We start from the raw sequence: 15,886 nt of genomic DNA on the forward strand, positions 1-15,886 counted from the left end.
CCCCGCCTACATCATCATAATCAAACTACTGATTTATCCTGTTTCGTTTCTATAGCGGTTAATCCAGTGTTTTTCTTTTCATCTCTTTCCTCATTTTCATCATCTGATACTAAACCTTTTGTCGCATTCTTAAATTCTGATAAAGTATTTCCGAAAGCTCGACCGATCGCAGGTAATTTAGAAGGTCCAAAGATTACAAGTGCTATTATTAGAATTAAAATCAAGCCTGGTACACCGATATTTTGTAACATTAAATTCACTCCTATCAAATAATCTGTTATTACTTGTTTGTATTTTTATAAGCTACTTCTGCTTCAATCTCAATGAGAAAATCGGGACTAACTAAACTTTCCACACCTACAGTAGATCGAGCAGTTTTCACTGGGTTTTCTTTTGTATTAAAGAATTGGGCATAAGCATCAAACCATCCTTGATAATCTGGTTTATTTCCTTTGTTTGGATCTGGAGCAACATATACTCGCAGATATGTTACATCATTAAGGGAAAGTCCTTTAGCTTCTAAATCTGTTTCAAATTTCTTTAAGATTCCGATTGCTTGAGTTTCTGTATCACCATATCTTTCGTATGTAGTTTTTCCATCTTTATTTAGAAGAGGTGGGACAGTTCCGCTAAACGATAACCGATTAAAATTGTGTGGTACATTAACTGAACTAGAAATTGCAGAAGTTGGAGATCCAAAGAAGGTTACTTCCTTGGATTTCAATGCGTCTTTTTCACTACCTGCTGAGGCAAAAGAGAATCCTACAATTAAACTTGTCCCAATGACTGTAGTGGCAATGATTGATTTAATTGTCTTTTTCATAAAGTCAGCTCCTTTAATCTTTGAAACATGGATAGTTAAAATAAATCAATTGTTTATCCTACTTTAGAAGGAACCTTACCTTCTTTTAGTACGTCTTCATGAATTCTGCTAACTACAATTCTTGCTGATTCAAATGCACCTGCCATCCATCCAGTTAAATAACTGAGATGTTCACCAGCAAGATGAACTCGACCTTGTGGCTCATTTAAAATTGGATAGTAGCTTTTAAGATCAGATGCGGAGTATTCTGCCCATCCACCTTCATTGTATTTAATTTTATGCCATGCTACTGAGAAGGAATTTTCAAATTCTTTTGAATATTGAGGGTGTATCTTTGCTCCTTGATTTAAAGCACGGGCCTGCCGCTGTGAAAGGGATAGATCTCCATAATCTACTGCATTTTGACCAAAATTATAATAGCCAATTAATACACCTTTTTGTGATAAATAGCCATATGAAGGGTACCAAATCTGTGAAATATCCATATTCGTTGTAGTAATGCCACCAAGAATACGATCATCCTGCTCCCAGAATCTATTTTTAAATTGAAAACCAATTTTCCCAGTCTTTGCATAATTAATACTTCTAATTGCATTTTTCATTGGTTCAGTAAAATCAGCTGAAATATTTTTTAATACAGGGAGTGGGATTGTACAAATACAATAATCACCTGTGATTTCCTTTGTTTTTCCATCAGCTTTTGTTTTGTAAACAATCCGAACACCATTTGCTGTTTGTCTAATTTCTTGTACTTCAGCTCCGAATGTTATTATTCCAGGTAACTGCTTTTCAAGAGCCTTTGGAATTTGGTCCATCCCTCCAACTGGTTGGAACATCATAGGCTGTTGTTGAAAACTATAATCTCCACTAATATTATTCATCATCCCTGATTGAAGAAGCTCGCTAAAGGAATAAGGTTGATCTATTGTACCAGGCTGATGACCTCCACCAGGTAATTCCTTATATCCACGGCGACTAGAACCTTTGTATGTATAATCTGTAGATAAATCACCTTCTCTTTTTAGATATGCTGTTAATTTTTCAATATCATCTTTTGTAAGAGGAGAATCTAACGATGTTTTATCTGCAACTTTAGCTAATAATTCCGAAACATAGCCTCGAGTATCAGACTTTACAGTACCCTTACGTATTTTCTGATTGGATAGAGGACCTGCATTTTCCTGATAGTAGTACGAGAATTCATTTGAATTAGCAAATACTTCAAGTTCAACTCCCAGTTCTCTACAATAATCTAGTGTTACATGATGTTGTGGAATACGGGCAGGGCCTGCATTCATGTATTGTCCTTTATCAAATTTAGATGTTTGTTTCACACCATTAATTTCCGTTTCTGTAGTACCTTGTCTAACTGTCCAGTTTCGGCCACCAGTACGATCCCTTGCCTCAAGTATTTTACAGTTGTATCCAGCTTTACCCAATTCATAAGCTGCTGCCATTCCGGCAATGCCTGCTCCTAAAATGATAATTTTTTTACCATTTTTATTTGCCATAGTTAAATCACTTCTTTTAGGAGCGTTGAATTCTTTTGCGCTTGCTAACGAGTGACCCAATAAACCTAAAGATTCCATTGCGCCCCAAACTGCAACTGCTCCACCAACTTTACCAGCTTGGTTAAGAAAATCTCTTCTTGTCATGCCTTTACCTTGGTTATTTTCCATAATTTATCTCCTTTTCTTTTACTAGATTGATAGTTGATAGATTGATTATATTTTAGGGAAATTCCAAAGTCTGTATTTATGTAAGGAAATATGACGGAGTTTTTCGAATTTTTTGACAATATTTTTGAAAATGGTATAAAAAAGGACCTTTTTAACTACTAGTTTTCAATACTATTTCAATTTCTGCTGGAATTATAAGATTTATGTTAGATTTTGTTACATAACAGATGTTTGGGGGAGTCTGAAGAAGTAATGTTTGAGGAAATAATGTAATTGACCATGATGTTCCGATTAGAATTAACAAGTTCTAAAATGAATGTTGCCCGATGAGGGAAACATCTCCTTTAAGTGAGACAGTCCAAATAGAAATTACTTTTTATTTTAATAATTTGAGTTTTAAAACTTTTTATTGAAAATAATCCTTACGAAGAAAATAGGGGATTTTTATTTAATTATTATTAGAGGAATTTATGAATGAGAAAAGGAATTTTAAGCTGTTATTGTTGATTGGTAAGGATAAATAAAGTAAAGATCATTTAGTTATGTATTACAAAGAAAGCTTTTCTTAAGAAAGAATGCATGGTTACCTTGTATTATACCTGAGAAGGTTTTTTATTTTGTTGAGACATTTGTAATGTGACAGAAGTTAAAGTTGATGAATGATCTATTCATCTAATTTGTAAAAGTAGATAATACAATATCTGAAACTTAGTTAAGGCGACCAAATTTGGTCACCTTTTTAATCTTCTAGAAGCCTGAGTATATTGTTTATTGCATCTTCGCTATTTCCTTTTCTGAACTTATCAATAAAATCAATATATAAAAGCTCGAAGATTCGTTCTAATGTATAACATGATTAGGCTGCACTTCTTCCATATCGGCTAGAATCACTTCACCGCGAAGTGCAACTTTCCTTCTCATTCTTAACTCCATTGTTATTTTTTCCTGTTTTGTATCAAATTCAACCAATTTAAAAACATTTTCCCCATTTTGCTGCAGCTGAGTTCCTTTTGAGGATTGCTCAAGTGAATTTAAAAGGTCAAATATTGCGCGTGGATCTGGACGCTTTTTTGCGTAAAGAAGGAAGTCGTTATATAAAAGATTCATTAAGTCATTTTGAATAAAGGAGTAATCTCTATTTAATGTAGGTGGTCATTTTTTATTCCAAAACACTGATTGTGAAATAATGTTCTTAAACTATAGGAGAGCTTTAGTTTTTTTAAGCAAAAAACTATTTATGGTTGATTGGGGAGGAAGTGCGAGACCCCGCAGGCGTTTACGCCGAGGATGCTCACCGCCCGCCCCGCGGTCATCGTGCATCTGGAGCTGTAATCAACCACACCGCATTACTAAGTAAATAGCAACAAAGTTTGTTAAAACAGCCTTCTTAAAAATTTATATAGTATTTACATTAGCTTAACCATTGTAACTCATTAATAAGTTACCTTTTAGGTATCACTTGGAGCTGTTGAAAAATAGGAGGTAATCGAGATGAAAAAATCAAGGTTGACGAAAATCCTCGTAGAAGGAAGACATGAGTTTCTTACAAAATGGACGGAAGCTATTGAAAAAATAACAAATGTAAATATTGTCCGTGCACCTTCAACTGGATTAGTCATGCTTAAAACAAGAGATTCAGTTTCAAAACAACCGTTTTATATGGGAGAAGTCCTTGTAACGGAGTGTTCGGTTTCGATTGATCATCATGCTGGATTCGGCATTATTATGGGTGAGAATCCAGAGCGTTCCTATCAAATCGCAGTCGTGGATGCTGCTTTAAATGCGCAACTACCAATCATAAGCAAATTGCTAACTGAATTGGAAATGGAAGAGAAATATATCCAGCAAAGAATATATGAAGAAGCAGCAAGGGCTGCAACAACGAAAGTCCAATTTGATACGATGGAGGATTACAATGCAAAAAGCTAATCTTGAGACATTTGATATGGTCCATGGTACACAACAAATTTTCCGAAAATTATTAGATTGCATGTCAAGACCTGGGAAAATCCAATCTATCTCTGAAGAAATTGCTCCCATAAACGAATTGGAAGGATTTGCGAGTGTCCTTCAAGGTATTGCTTTTACATTAATCGATCGTGAAGTTAACTTTTATGTTCTTTCAAACCATGCTGAAACGATCACACGATCCTTAGAGTGGAAAACGTATAGTAAAAGAAGTTCCATACAAGATGCTGATTATATCTTTATTACAAATCCTGAAGTAGTTGAAAACATAACTGAAATGATGCAGCAAGTAAAAAAAGGTACACTTTTGGATCCACATGATAGTGCAACAGTTGTTCTATGTGTAAAAGAAGTAACAAAAATACCTGCTGCCACAGGAAAACTAATGATGAGTGGACCAGGAATTGCCTCAGAGCAAACAGTCTACATTGACGGATTACAAGCTAAATGGATTGAGGAACGTAATAAAGCTACAAAGGAGTTCCCATTAGGAATCGACATCATTTTAACAACAAGAGATGGGGACATGATGGCAATACCTAGAACTACTTTACTAGAAAGTGAGGAATTGTAGATGGGTTATGTAGCTGTGACTGGTGGTCAAAAAGCAATTGAACATGCAAATGATCTCACCAAATACTATCGCTTAAAAAATGCTGATGGAGTACTAAATATTAAAGAAATTGAAGCACAGTTTCGACTTTTAATTGATCGTGTTATGGGGGAAGGCGGTCTTTATGCCCCTGAATATGCTGCATTAGCTTTAAAACAAGCCGAAGGGGATCCGGCAGAAGCAGCTTTTCTATTAAGAGCATATCGTTCAACATTACCAAGAAATCATTACTCTCTGACTGTTGAACCAAGTGAAATGAGAGTTTTACGAAAAATTTCCTCATCTTTTAAAGATATTCCTGGAGGTCAAATACTTGGTCCAACATATGACTATACTCATAGATTATTAAACTTTGATTTAAAAAACGAAGAAACGGACGTCATTAAGGAATTTTTAGCGGATTTTGAACTATCTTCTAAGGTTGACGGAGAGGATATCACGACATATGGGAAAGTAACAGATTTGCTGCAGCAAGAAGGATTAGTAGGCAACCACAGCTGCGAAGAAGTGGAGCCATTTGATGTAACGAGAGACAAGCTTATTTTTCCTGCCTCACGCTCTGCGAGACTGCAAATTCTTTCAAGGGGCGAAACAGGTGCCATGACATCATTTGCTTATAGCAGTATGAGAGGATATGGAGTTGTTCACCCAACAATTGGAGAATTAAGAGTTGGTTATACCGATGTTTACATACCTTATCCATATGGTGAAGAAGATGATTCGATTTACATTGGCGAAATCATGGTAACGGAAGTAGAAACGATTAATTCGTTTGCTCAAAATGAACAAGGGAATGTCGAATTTTTACTTGGCTATGGCTTAACATTCGGGCAAAACGAGGTAAAGGCGATTGCCATGGCGATTCTTGAAAGAAGTTTGGAGACAGAAGGAACTTCACCAACACAAGACGAGGAATTTGTGTTGTTGCATATTGATAGCGTTGAAGCTCACGGGTTTGTTTCACACTTAAAACTGCCGCACTATATTACATTCCAATCTAAGCTGGACCGGATTAGAGAAGCAAAAAATACAAAACAAAATAACAAAACAATAGAACAGGCTGTAACTTTTAATCCATTTTAATAGTGTTCATTAATGAATCGAGAGGGAGGAAAGTGAAATGAAAATGGAAGTTGCACATACGTACAATTATGCCTTTTTAGATGAAGGTTCAAAAAGAGAAATAAGACGATCTGTTTTGAAGGCTGTTGCAATCCCTGGTTATCAAGTTCCGTTTGCATCCAGAGAAATGCCGATTGGAAGAGGATGGGGGACAGGAGGGTTACAAATCACTCTTTCTTTAATAGGTGAAAAAGATACGTTAAAAGTAATTGACCAAGGTCATGATGACAGTGTCAATGCTGTTAGCATTAAGCGTTTAGTCGAGACATGTTCAAATGTAAGGGCAACTGAAAATTCAGAGGAAGCCACTATCATTCAAACAAGGCATAGGATTCCCGAAATTCCTTTAAGACAGGATCAAATTTTAGTATTACAAGTGCCGCTCCCTGAGCCTTTAAGAAGAGTGGAAGCAAAAGAAAAAGATACGAAAAGACTTCATGCCGAAATGGATTACAGCAGTATTTGGCTTCGATTATACGAGGACATCGTGAAATGGGGGAAAATCACGATTGGAGCCGACTATCCAAGCATGGTCAACGGAAGGTATATTTTTAACCCAAGCCCAATTCCACGCTATGACTTATTAAAATTACACCAAGCAAATGGATTGTTTTTATTTGGTGCAGGCAGAGAAAAGAAGATTTATGCCATCCCTCCGTACACAGATGTGAAGCCGTTGGAATTTGATGATTATCCATTCGAGGTAGAAAATTTTGATGGATTAACATGTCAATCTTGTGGAAGCAAAGATGTATTTCTAGATGAAATTTATGATGCTGAGACAGGAAAAAAACGATATCAGTGCTCTGATACTGGATACTGTCAAACGAAACAAAATGAAAGAGGGTCTTTCGTATGATGATTGATGCTGTACAAAAGGAAAAACCCGAACTTGTCGTAAAGGGCTTAAATAAAAGATATGGCAAAGGGTGTTCAAATTGTGAAACACCTGAAATGAATCATGAAGAAGATAATCGCTGTCCACATTGTGGAAGTGTTTGGGCATGTATGAATGTTGATTTTGAATTGTATAAAGGAGAAATATTAGGGATTGTTGGTGAAAGTGGATCTGGAAAAAGCTCGTTAGTGAAGAGTTTATACTTTGATGATGCTATTTCATCTGGAAGTGCCACTATTTCAACGTATAAAGATGGTGAGGTAAATATATTTACAGAATCTGCTCAACAAAAGCGGTACATTCGAAATTATATTATGGGCATGGTTTATCAAAACCCATATATGGGGTTGAAAATGTCTTTTTCAAGCGGAGGGAATATCGCAGAAAAATTAATTGCCTCAGGTACTTTTCACGTCGGAACCATTCGTGATCGGGCAAAGCAGTTATTGGAACATGTTGAAATCCCATTAACGAGAATGGATGAACTTCCGAAAAATTTTAGTGGCGGAATGCAGCAAAGAGTGCAGATTTCGAAGGCTTTGGCGAATAATCCTCCGATTCTTTTACTAGATGAAGTAACGACAGGTTTAGATCTATCGGTACAGGCTAGAGTACTAGATTTAATTCGAAGAATCCAACGAGATTTAGGTGTGGCAATGATAGTCGTTTCACATGATTTAGGTGTGATTAGGATGCTTGCAGATCGCACTATGGTCATGCGTCATGGAAAAGTCGTTGAGAGAGGACTGACAGATCAAATCTTAGAGGACCCGCAGCATCCTTATACACAGCAATTGGTCCATTCTCTTTTATAAAGCGAGATGTAAAAGCTTAGAACAGCACCCTGTGGCTTCTCTCGGCTTGGATGTCCTGTCTTCGTAGAGATCTAGCGCTAATAAGTTTTAAATTAGACACAAAACTTACTTATCACACAAAAAGGCTGAGGTGAATTATGATGAACACGCTAAAGATTTATTCAGCAAATATTGTCACACCTGAAAAAGTTATATATAACGGAACGGTTTTCATTGAGGATGATAAAATCACACAAATTTTAGAAGGCTTACCTCCAGAAATACAGCCAGAGGATATTGATGCGAACGGAAGCTGGTTATTACCTGGTCTGGTAGATTCACATAGTGATGCCATTGAAATGGAGCTCGAGCCTAGACCGAGCACCACCTTCCCGCTTGAAGTTTCTTTTTATGAATTAGAGAAAAAGCTTGTTGGTGAGGGAATTACAACAATCTATCATTCTCTTTCATTGCTTGAAGAGAATGCAAAAAAATTTATTAGAAAAAATAGTACAGTTTTATCCGTAGTAGAAGGAATAAATCGGTTAGCACAAGGTGCGTTTCTTATTCGTCATCGAACACATTTACGATATGAAATTACAAATATAAGTGCAGTTGAGGAAGTCAAAGAATTAATTATGAATCATAAAATTGATCAGCTTTCTTTTATGGACCATACCCCAGGACAAGGACAATTTCGCGACATTGAAATTCATAAAAAGTTATTGATAGACCACCGCCGTTTTTCAGAGGAAGAAGCGATGGAAATCATTGAAGAAAGTCTAAAACAGGTAAAATTAGAAGATCATATATTAAAAGAATTAGCTGATTTAGCACGTGAGCATCAGATCCCCATTGCTTCCCATGATGATGACACAATTGAAAAACTGGACCTTGTAAAAGAATGGAATGCAACGATTAGTGAATTCCCTATCGAACTTCATGTTGCGAAAAAGGCAAAAGAAATGGGGTTATACGTCGTGATGGGAGCACCTAATGCATTACTAGGAAAATCTCATAGTAATAATCTTTCAGCTATGGAAGCTTTGGAACACAATGTTGTAGACATATTGTGCTCTGACTATTACCCTTCTTCATTGCTACATGCAGCTTTTAAATTACACGCTGAAGGCATGCCGATCAATAAAGCAATAAACATGGTCTCTTTAAATCCTGCAAAGGCATTATATATTGATCATGAAGTAGGATCCATTAAAGTTGGGAAAAAAGCGGATCTATTAATTGTAGGTGAGGACCAATCACGGCCAGTCTTAAAAATGGTACTTGTTAATGGAAAAGTTGTTTGTCAAATGAATTATCAACTGCCGCTCTCTGTCAGCGGAAGAATATAGAGAGGGAATGTCTAATGGGGCATAAACAATTAGGAGTAGAACCGAGTATTCATCCAAGTGCTAAAGTAGAAAATAGTTTTATAGGGGAGTGGACAGAAATTGGTCCAAATACAAAAATAGAAGAATCATCTTTTGGTGATTATAGTTACACCTCAGGTGATTCAGAAATTATTTATTCATCGATTGGAAAGTTTTGTTCAATTGCTTCCCATGTTCGTATTAATCCAGTAAATCATCCAATGTGGCGAGTAACACAACATCATCTTACGTATCGACTAACGCAATATGAACTAGGTGAACAAGATGATGTTGATTTCTTCAATTGGCGAAGAGAGCATCATGTGAATATTGGTCATGATGTATGGATTGGCCATGGAGCTATCATCATGCCAGGGGTATCAATCGGTACAGGTGCTGTAATAGGTGCTGGATCAGTCGTTACTAAGGATGTTCCAGCCTATACGATTGCGGTAGGGGTACCGGCAAAACCAATCAAAAGACGTTTTTCAGAAGAGATAGCTGAAAAACTTTTAAAAATTGAGTGGTGGAATTGGGAGCGGAAACTTATTGAGGAACGTATCAGTGATCTCAATGATGTAGAAAATTTCATTTTGAAATATTCGTAATAGGAAAGGGAGGGAATGAAATGGCAGAGCTTTTAAGCATGAAGGAGCTAGAAAAGACCTTTACGATGCATTATCTCCACGGAGAACATATAGTAGGTTGTAAGAATATTAGCTTTGACTTAAATGAAGGTGAGTTTATTGGCATCACGGGTAAAAGCGGTGCCGGCAAATCAACGATCCTAAAAACCATTTACCGAACGTATCTTCCAACAGGAGGACAACTCATCTTTCACTCAGATCAGTTCGGACCGATTGATATTATTAAAGCTACAGAACGTGAAATGATCGCATTGCGAAAAAAAGAAATCGGCTATGTCTCGCAATTTCTTAATGTCATGCCGCGTGTGACTGCATTAGAAGTTGTGATGGATGCGATTCTTGAAATGGGAATAGAAGGGGAAGAAGCAGAAGAAAAGGCAAAAAATATTTTGTCTCATTTTCGATTACAAGAATCATTGTGGAACTCTTTTCCTAAGACATTCAGCGGAGGAGAAAAACTGCGGCTAAATTTGGCTCAAGCGATGGTGAAAAAACCAAAGTTGTTATTGCTTGATGAACCAACTGCTTCATTAGATGATGCTTCCAAACAATCAGTAAAAGAAATGATTGAGCAGCTAAAACAATCAGGAACAAGCATGATCGGGATATTTCATGATTTAGAATTTATGGAAAAGGTTGTTGACTCACATTACCACCTAGAAAATGGCGTCTTGTACAAAAAAATGGCTGTTGCTGAATAATTTCGATTGGAGCTGATCAAATAATGATTGATTTACATTGTCATACAAATATCTCAGACAATTCTCTTTCGATTGAGGAAGTTATTACACTTGCGAAAGCCAAAGGTGTCAAACATTTAGCCATTACTGATCACGATACAACGAAAGGTCTTTTTCAAGCAAATCAAATTGGGAAGTCATTAGGGGTAGAAATTATTCCTGGTATTGAGATTTCAGCATATGATTTTCAGCGAAACCGTCGTGCACATATTTTAGGATTATTTATTACTCCTGAACATCCGGCAATCAAACAATTGTGTGATCCACTAGTGGCGAAAAGGCATGAAGCCTCTTGGCAAATGGTGTCACTTATACAAAAGGCTGGATATGAGATTACCTGGGAAGAGGTACTTGCCCTTTGTGAAGAAGGAACAGGAGTGTATAAACAACATATAATGCATGTTTTACTAAATAAAGGGTATACAGACCGAATTTATGGTAATCTTTATAAAAAACTATTCAAAAGAGCAGATTCTACTGGAGAAAAAGGCTTGGCTTTCGTTCCAATTGATTACATTGATGTGCTTGATGCGATTCAAGTAATAAGGAAAGCTGGTGGAGTACCGATCCTCGCCCACCCAGGTCAATTCAATAATTACTCTGCTGTTAATGAGTGGGTACATGCAGGACTTGAAGGAATAGAAGTTCTACACCCTTTACATGACAAAGAAGATGAAATGAAAGCAAGGGTATTGGCTGAGAAGTGGGACCTTATTCAAACAGGAGGATCAGATTTTCATGGTTTTTATGGAGAAAAGCCTAACGAAATTGGCTCGAAAAATATTGGATATGAGCACTTCAATCAATTGATTGAAAGGAAAAAAGTACTTCAGCAATTATAAAAATATGTTGAAAAGCAGTGAATTTCACATTAGAAATTACACTGTTTTTTTATATTGGTTGACATCTATGATTTGGCGAGTATAGTTGTTTTCTCCACGAGGATTTACTCTGTTTTGGCGAGTAAACATAATCATTCCGAGGGTATCTTTTTTTTGCTGTGAAACTGTTTGTTCATATATTTAAATACAGCCTCATGAATCCCAACTTCTGCTCATACAATATTGTAAGAATAGCTTAGGGGGGAGATTATGAAAGAAGCTGATCAAAAGGCTCTTGAATATGCGATAGGAGAAATAACTGAAATAGCAAAGGGGTTTGGATTAGATTTTTATCCGATGAGATACGAAATCTGTCCTGCTGATATTATTTATACTTTCGGCGCATATGGTATGCCTACACGTTTTTCTCACTGGAGTTTCGGAAAGCAATTCCATAAAATGAAGCTGCAATATGATTTAGGATTAAGTAAAATTTATGAGCTCGTCATAAATTCTGACCCATGCTATGCATTTTTATTAGATACAAACTCGCTTATCCAAAATAAATTAATTGTCGCCCATGTATTGGCTCATTGTGATTTCTTTAAAAATAATGCTCGATTTAGCAATACAAAGCGTGAGATGGTTGAAAGCATGGCTGCAACTGCAGAGCGAATAAAGCAATACGAAATTGAACATGGAAGACAGGAAGTTGAAACATTTTTAGATGCGGTGCTTTCGATTCAAGAACATATCGATCCGTCTCTTGTTCGTCCGAAATTAGCTTGGTCAATCGATGATATTGAGATAGAAGAGGAAGAGGAACGAAACGCTACGCCATATGATGATCTTTGGAATCTTGATCGAAAACAAGAAGTAAATCGTTCATTGAAAAAGAAAAAGCGTAAATTGCCGCCATCACCAGAAAAGGATGTTCTCTTATTTATTGAAGAATATAGTCGAGAGCTGGAAGATTGGCAGCGTGATATTTTAACAATGATGCGGGAAGAAATGCTATACTTCTGGCCTCAGCTAGAAACAAAAATCATGAATGAGGGCTGGGCTTCATACTGGCATCAACGAATCCTTCGGGAGCTTGATTTAACATCTGATGAATCCATTGAATTTGCCAAATTGAACGCAGGTGTTGTACAGCCGTCAAAAACGAGCATTAATCCGTATTACTTAGGGCTAAAGATTTTTGAAGATATTGAAGAACGCTATAATAACCCGACAGAAGATATGAAAATGTTTGGTGTTACACCTGGATCTGGCCGAGAAAAAATGTTTGAAGTACGTGAAGTAGAATCTGATATATCGTTTATACGAAATTATTTAACAAAGGACCTTGTTATGCGCGAAGATATGTATTTGTTTCAAAAACAGGGCCGTGATTATAAAATTGTCGATAAAGAGTGGGAAACAGTACGAGATCAGCTTGTAAGTATGCGTGTAAATGGCGGGTTCCCATATATTACTGTTAATGATGGAGATTATCTGAAAAATAATGAACTCTATTTAAAGCACTGGTATGAAGATATAGAATTAGACTTAAAATACTTAGAAAAGGTATTACCATATGTGTTCCAGCTTTGGGGTCGACCAGTGCATATGGAGAGTGTGTTAGAAGGTAAGCCTGTGTTATTTTCATATGATGGGAAGAGTGTTTCAAGGAAATATATATAAGGATGGAAAGTCACTGAGTGTTCAGTGGCTTTTTTTGCGTAAATTAAAAAAGGAGGCTTTATTAATTTTGAGGAAGCTATGAAGGGAAAATCGCAAAATCTAAAACTAAAAAACTGGATTGGATATATTTGTGATGGTATGAAAAAAGTTTCTGAACTTATTCATCAAGATATTGTAAATTGTTTGAAATTAATAAAAGGGATGTAGGAATATATATTAATATATTGCAAAAGAATCCGATAAAAATTGTATCTAGACTATAAAATTACTTGAGGGAATACAGTGAGATATTTAAGCAGAAAGACTTTAAAATTATTATTGGTTACTTCAATAACATTGTTTGTTAGTTTACTAATGTATATTTTTTACCTACATGGAAAAGAGCCAAACGATATAACAAGAAAACAGGTTATCAATGACAACAATGAAGAAAAGGACATTAAGGGGATAACAAAATTCCTTTCAGATAATAGGGACTCAAAAACAGAAAATACATCAGAAGAGATAAACTCAAGGGAAATAGTTCCAGATAAAGCAGCACTTCAAAAGGATGCAGCACTTGATCAAAGAAAGATTGATGCATTTGATGAAAATAAAATAAAAGAGCCTAATATCAGTAATGAAAAGTTACATAGTACATTTGGTCGAAAAGTTGCATTCATTTACTTTTCCCATAATCGGGAATCTTTCTTACCTTATTTTAAAAATGGAACAACTCCTGAGAAAACATACCATTCTAAGCTAAATGTATCATTAATTGGTCAAAGATTAGGAAGACGTTTAAAAAGTAATGGCATCTGGAATAGGGTAAGCAATGTGGATATAATAACTATGCTTTATGAACGAGATTTAAAATTCGATAGTTCTTATGAAATGTCTCGTAAAATTGTAATAGAAGAAAAACGAATAAATCCAGACCTGGAAATGACATTTGATATTCATCGCGATGCATTACCAAGAAGTTTATCGACTATAAATATTAACGGAAAATCCTATGCAAAGATTTCATTTGTTATTGGAAGTGCACATCAAAGTTATAAGGATAACCTGAATTTTACAAAGGGTATTAATGAATTAATTGAAAAAAGTTATCCAGGACTCTCAAGGGGGATAATAATAAAAAGTCAAAAACAAGGTAACGGTGTTTATAATCAGGATTTATTGCCTAATAGTGTAATTATTGAAATTGGTGGAGTTGATAATAACTTAGAGGAACTTTATCGTACTGCTGACGTATTGGGGAATATCATAAGTCAATATTATTGGGAAAATATACATTAACATAACGTAATACTTTATTAAAGAAAACCTTACGGTAAATACCTCAATCATTACTGTAAGTTTTTTTGTAATAAATGAAATATTTTTTTAGCTATACACTCTCTTTTTTAATCATAGTATGTAAAAAAGGGGGTTGTCCAAAAAATGAATAAACAAAAAGAACCACCAAAATTTCTATTCTACCCGATATTAGGAATTGTCATCATTTACTTAATAATAATTATTATGCTCATCACTAATTTGAAGGTGAATTCAAGTGCTGTACAAAACACGATTGGTAACTTAAGCAGCAATGATGTTTTTGCCCATTTCCTTAGAGCTGAAAATCATTATTTTTATCAAAAGGGTGAAGAAGAACTATTCACTTTATCTGATACATCTAGAATAGCTATTCAAATAGCAACTAATGTTAAACCAACAGATGCTCGAACATTTCTAGGTAGCGAATTACCAGGTTTAAGGCTATATGATACTGAAATTGTTGTGGCTGGAGAAGGAACAGACTTAACTACTCTTCCACATGAATCTGCACCACCAACTGAGGTCTTGCTACAAGAACGAAAAGTAGCTGAGGAGATATTAAAAGAAAGAGAAGATCATTCAAATAATGAAGTTGTTCAAGAAAATCCTCCAAAGAATAAAACAGTTTATATCTATCAAACACACAGTTGGGAATCATTTCTTCCATTGCTAAAGGACGCTGACATACCAGATGAAGCAACAAGTAACGACGAAAGGGCAAATGTCATAGGCCTTGGACAACGGATGAGTGAAAATTTAATTAACAAAGGAATTGGTGTAGTTCATGATACAACAAATATGACTCAAACCTTACATGAAAAAGGTTTAAGATCTACTAAAGCGTATGCAGTTTCTGGAGATATTGTTCAAGAAGCAGTTTCTAATCAAAAGAATGATCTAAATTACTTTATTGATATACATCGTGATTCCGCTCGAAGAAGTATAACAACCAAAAAAATTAACGGAAGAGACTATGCAAGACTGTACTTTGTAGTAGGAAAAGAACACAAAAACTACTTAGAAAATCTTGAAACAGCAAAAGAATTGCATAAGGAATTAGAGAAAAAGTACCCAGGTATTAGCAGGGGAGTATTTCTTAAATCGAAAAGTGAAGGAAATGGTGTCTATAATCAGGATATTTCAGATAAGGCGATGTTAGTTGAAATAGGGGGAGTAGATAATAATCTGAATGAACTTGATAGAACAGTGGATGCATTTACGGATGTTTTTGCAGATTATTATTGGAAGTCAAACGAAGTAAAAGAGGTAAACGGAAATGGTTAATTTCTTACCAACATCATTAAAGTGGTTATTTTTTACTTTCATTACAACTTTAACATCTAATTATCTAACAGGTATTTCAATATTTACCTTAGCTTTGTTTGTTACAGGCTTTATCTTTTCAATCGGATATTTTTATAAA

The 15,886-nt window shown here is 35.5% G+C and carries 16 protein-coding genes; 12 read left to right on the forward strand and 4 right to left on the reverse strand.

The features are described 5' to 3' along the window. Positions 1 to 20: 20 nt before the first annotated feature. From GMB29_RS03760 to GMB29_RS03775, 4 genes are all read right to left on the reverse strand, one after another. A complete protein-coding gene (locus GMB29_RS03760; RefSeq protein ID WP_136353542.1) occupies positions 21 to 251 on the reverse strand; it encodes a twin-arginine translocase TatA/TatE family subunit in 231 nt (76 codons plus the stop codon). A 29-nt stretch (positions 252 to 280) separates the two neighbouring features. After that, entirely contained in the window at positions 281 to 823 is a 543-nt protein-coding gene (locus GMB29_RS03765; RefSeq protein WP_136353544.1) for a RidA family protein, read from the reverse strand. Positions 824 to 876: 53 nt separating this feature from the next. After that, positions 877 to 2,502: a flavin monoamine oxidase family protein gene (locus GMB29_RS03770; RefSeq protein WP_196305222.1), complete on the reverse strand. Its 1,626-nt coding sequence runs from the start codon at positions 2,500 to 2,502 to the stop codon at positions 877 to 879. Between the two features lie 840 nt (positions 2,503 to 3,342). Further along, the gene (locus tag GMB29_RS03775; RefSeq protein WP_136353546.1) at positions 3,343 to 3,609 is read right to left on the reverse strand and encodes a hypothetical protein; all 267 of its coding nucleotides are present in this window, start codon (positions 3,607 to 3,609) and stop codon (positions 3,343 to 3,345) included. Positions 3,610 to 3,993: 384 nt separating this feature from the next. On the opposite strand from GMB29_RS03775, the gene phnG reads away from it, so the two are divergent. The 12 genes from phnG (at position 3,994) to spoIIP (GMB29_RS03835) (ending at position 15,747) form a co-directional block, all read left to right on the forward strand. Then, entirely contained in the window at positions 3,994 to 4,431 is a 438-nt protein-coding gene (gene phnG / locus GMB29_RS03780; RefSeq protein ID WP_136353548.1) for a phosphonate C-P lyase system protein PhnG, read from the forward strand. Further along, positions 4,418 to 5,044, forward strand: coding sequence for a phosphonate C-P lyase system protein PhnH (gene phnH / locus GMB29_RS03785; RefSeq protein WP_168733833.1), 627 nt, complete (start codon positions 4,418 to 4,420; stop codon positions 5,042 to 5,044). Before phnG ends, phnH begins: the two co-directional genes overlap by 14 nt. Further along, positions 5,045 to 6,166, forward strand: a complete 1,122-nt coding sequence (locus GMB29_RS03790) for a carbon-phosphorus lyase complex subunit PhnI (RefSeq protein WP_136353552.1) — start codon at positions 5,045 to 5,047, stop codon at positions 6,164 to 6,166. A gap of 37 nt (positions 6,167 to 6,203) precedes the next feature. Then, positions 6,204 to 7,064: an alpha-D-ribose 1-methylphosphonate 5-phosphate C-P-lyase PhnJ gene (locus GMB29_RS03795; RefSeq protein WP_211091256.1), complete on the forward strand. Its 861-nt coding sequence runs from the start codon at positions 6,204 to 6,206 to the stop codon at positions 7,062 to 7,064. Beyond that, a complete protein-coding gene (locus GMB29_RS03800; RefSeq protein WP_227551499.1) occupies positions 7,061 to 7,918 on the forward strand; it encodes an ATP-binding cassette domain-containing protein in 858 nt (285 codons plus the stop codon). Before GMB29_RS03795 ends, GMB29_RS03800 begins: the two co-directional genes overlap by 4 nt. 140 nt (positions 7,919 to 8,058) lie before the next feature. Beyond that, positions 8,059 to 9,249 carry a phosphonate metabolism protein PhnM gene (gene phnM / locus GMB29_RS03805; RefSeq protein ID WP_168733834.1) on the forward strand — a complete coding sequence of 397 codons (1,191 nt, stop codon included), beginning with the start codon at positions 8,059 to 8,061 and terminating at the stop codon, positions 9,247 to 9,249. 14 nt (positions 9,250 to 9,263) lie between these two features. After that, positions 9,264 to 9,875 carry a DapH/DapD/GlmU-related protein gene (locus GMB29_RS03810; protein ID WP_136353556.1) on the forward strand — a complete coding sequence of 204 codons (612 nt, stop codon included), beginning with the start codon at positions 9,264 to 9,266 and terminating at the stop codon, positions 9,873 to 9,875. 20 nt (positions 9,876 to 9,895) lie between these two features. After that, positions 9,896 to 10,615 carry a phosphonate C-P lyase system protein PhnL gene (gene phnL / locus GMB29_RS03815; protein WP_136353558.1) on the forward strand — a complete coding sequence of 240 codons (720 nt, stop codon included), beginning with the start codon at positions 9,896 to 9,898 and terminating at the stop codon, positions 10,613 to 10,615. 23 nt (positions 10,616 to 10,638) lie between these two features. Next, positions 10,639 to 11,496: a PHP domain-containing protein gene (locus tag GMB29_RS03820; RefSeq protein WP_136353560.1), complete on the forward strand. Its 858-nt coding sequence runs from the start codon at positions 10,639 to 10,641 to the stop codon at positions 11,494 to 11,496. A gap of 249 nt (positions 11,497 to 11,745) precedes the next feature. After that, entirely contained in the window at positions 11,746 to 13,161 is a 1,416-nt protein-coding gene (locus GMB29_RS03825; RefSeq protein WP_136353562.1) for a SpoVR family protein, read from the forward strand. Positions 13,162 to 13,443: 282 nt separating this feature from the next. Further along, positions 13,444 to 14,442, forward strand: a complete 999-nt coding sequence (gene spoIIP, locus GMB29_RS03830; RefSeq protein WP_136353564.1) for a stage II sporulation protein P — start codon at positions 13,444 to 13,446, stop codon at positions 14,440 to 14,442. Positions 14,443 to 14,586: 144 nt separating this feature from the next. Next, positions 14,587 to 15,747, forward strand: coding sequence for a stage II sporulation protein P (spoIIP, locus tag GMB29_RS03835; protein ID WP_136353566.1), 1,161 nt, complete (start codon positions 14,587 to 14,589; stop codon positions 15,745 to 15,747). Positions 15,748 to 15,886: the final 139 nt, after the last annotated feature.

It is taken from the genome of Metabacillus sediminilitoris (assembly GCF_009720625.1).
GTDB lineage: Bacteria > Bacillota > Bacilli > Bacillales > Bacillaceae > Metabacillus > Metabacillus sediminilitoris.

Coding starts and splice junctions, on each gene's coding strand:
- GMB29_RS03760 (WP_136353542.1), bottom strand. CDS start 251: ATGTTACAAAATATCGGTGTACCAGGCTTGATTTTAATTCTAATAATA.
- GMB29_RS03765 (WP_136353544.1), bottom strand. CDS start 823: ATGAAAAAGACAATTAAATCAATCATTGCCACTACAGTCATTGGGACA.
- GMB29_RS03770 (WP_196305222.1), bottom strand. CDS start 2,502: ATGGAAAATAACCAAGGTAAAGGCATGACAAGAAGAGATTTTCTTAAC.
- GMB29_RS03775 (WP_136353546.1), bottom strand. CDS start 3,609: ATGAATCTTTTATATAACGACTTCCTTCTTTACGCAAAAAAGCGTCCA.
- phnG (WP_136353548.1), top strand. CDS start 3,994: ATGAAAAAATCAAGGTTGACGAAAATCCTCGTAGAAGGAAGACATGAG.
- phnH (WP_168733833.1), top strand. CDS start 4,418: ATGCAAAAAGCTAATCTTGAGACATTTGATATGGTCCATGGTACACAA.
- GMB29_RS03790 (WP_136353552.1), top strand. CDS start 5,045: ATGGGTTATGTAGCTGTGACTGGTGGTCAAAAAGCAATTGAACATGCA.
- GMB29_RS03795 (WP_211091256.1), top strand. CDS start 6,204: ATGAAAATGGAAGTTGCACATACGTACAATTATGCCTTTTTAGATGAA.
- GMB29_RS03800 (WP_227551499.1), top strand. CDS start 7,061: ATGATGATTGATGCTGTACAAAAGGAAAAACCCGAACTTGTCGTAAAG.
- phnM (WP_168733834.1), top strand. CDS start 8,059: ATGAACACGCTAAAGATTTATTCAGCAAATATTGTCACACCTGAAAAA.
- GMB29_RS03810 (WP_136353556.1), top strand. CDS start 9,264: ATGGGGCATAAACAATTAGGAGTAGAACCGAGTATTCATCCAAGTGCT.
- phnL (WP_136353558.1), top strand. CDS start 9,896: ATGGCAGAGCTTTTAAGCATGAAGGAGCTAGAAAAGACCTTTACGATG.
- GMB29_RS03820 (WP_136353560.1), top strand. CDS start 10,639: ATGATTGATTTACATTGTCATACAAATATCTCAGACAATTCTCTTTCG.
- GMB29_RS03825 (WP_136353562.1), top strand. CDS start 11,746: ATGAAAGAAGCTGATCAAAAGGCTCTTGAATATGCGATAGGAGAAATA.
- spoIIP (WP_136353566.1), top strand. CDS start 14,587: ATGAATAAACAAAAAGAACCACCAAAATTTCTATTCTACCCGATATTA.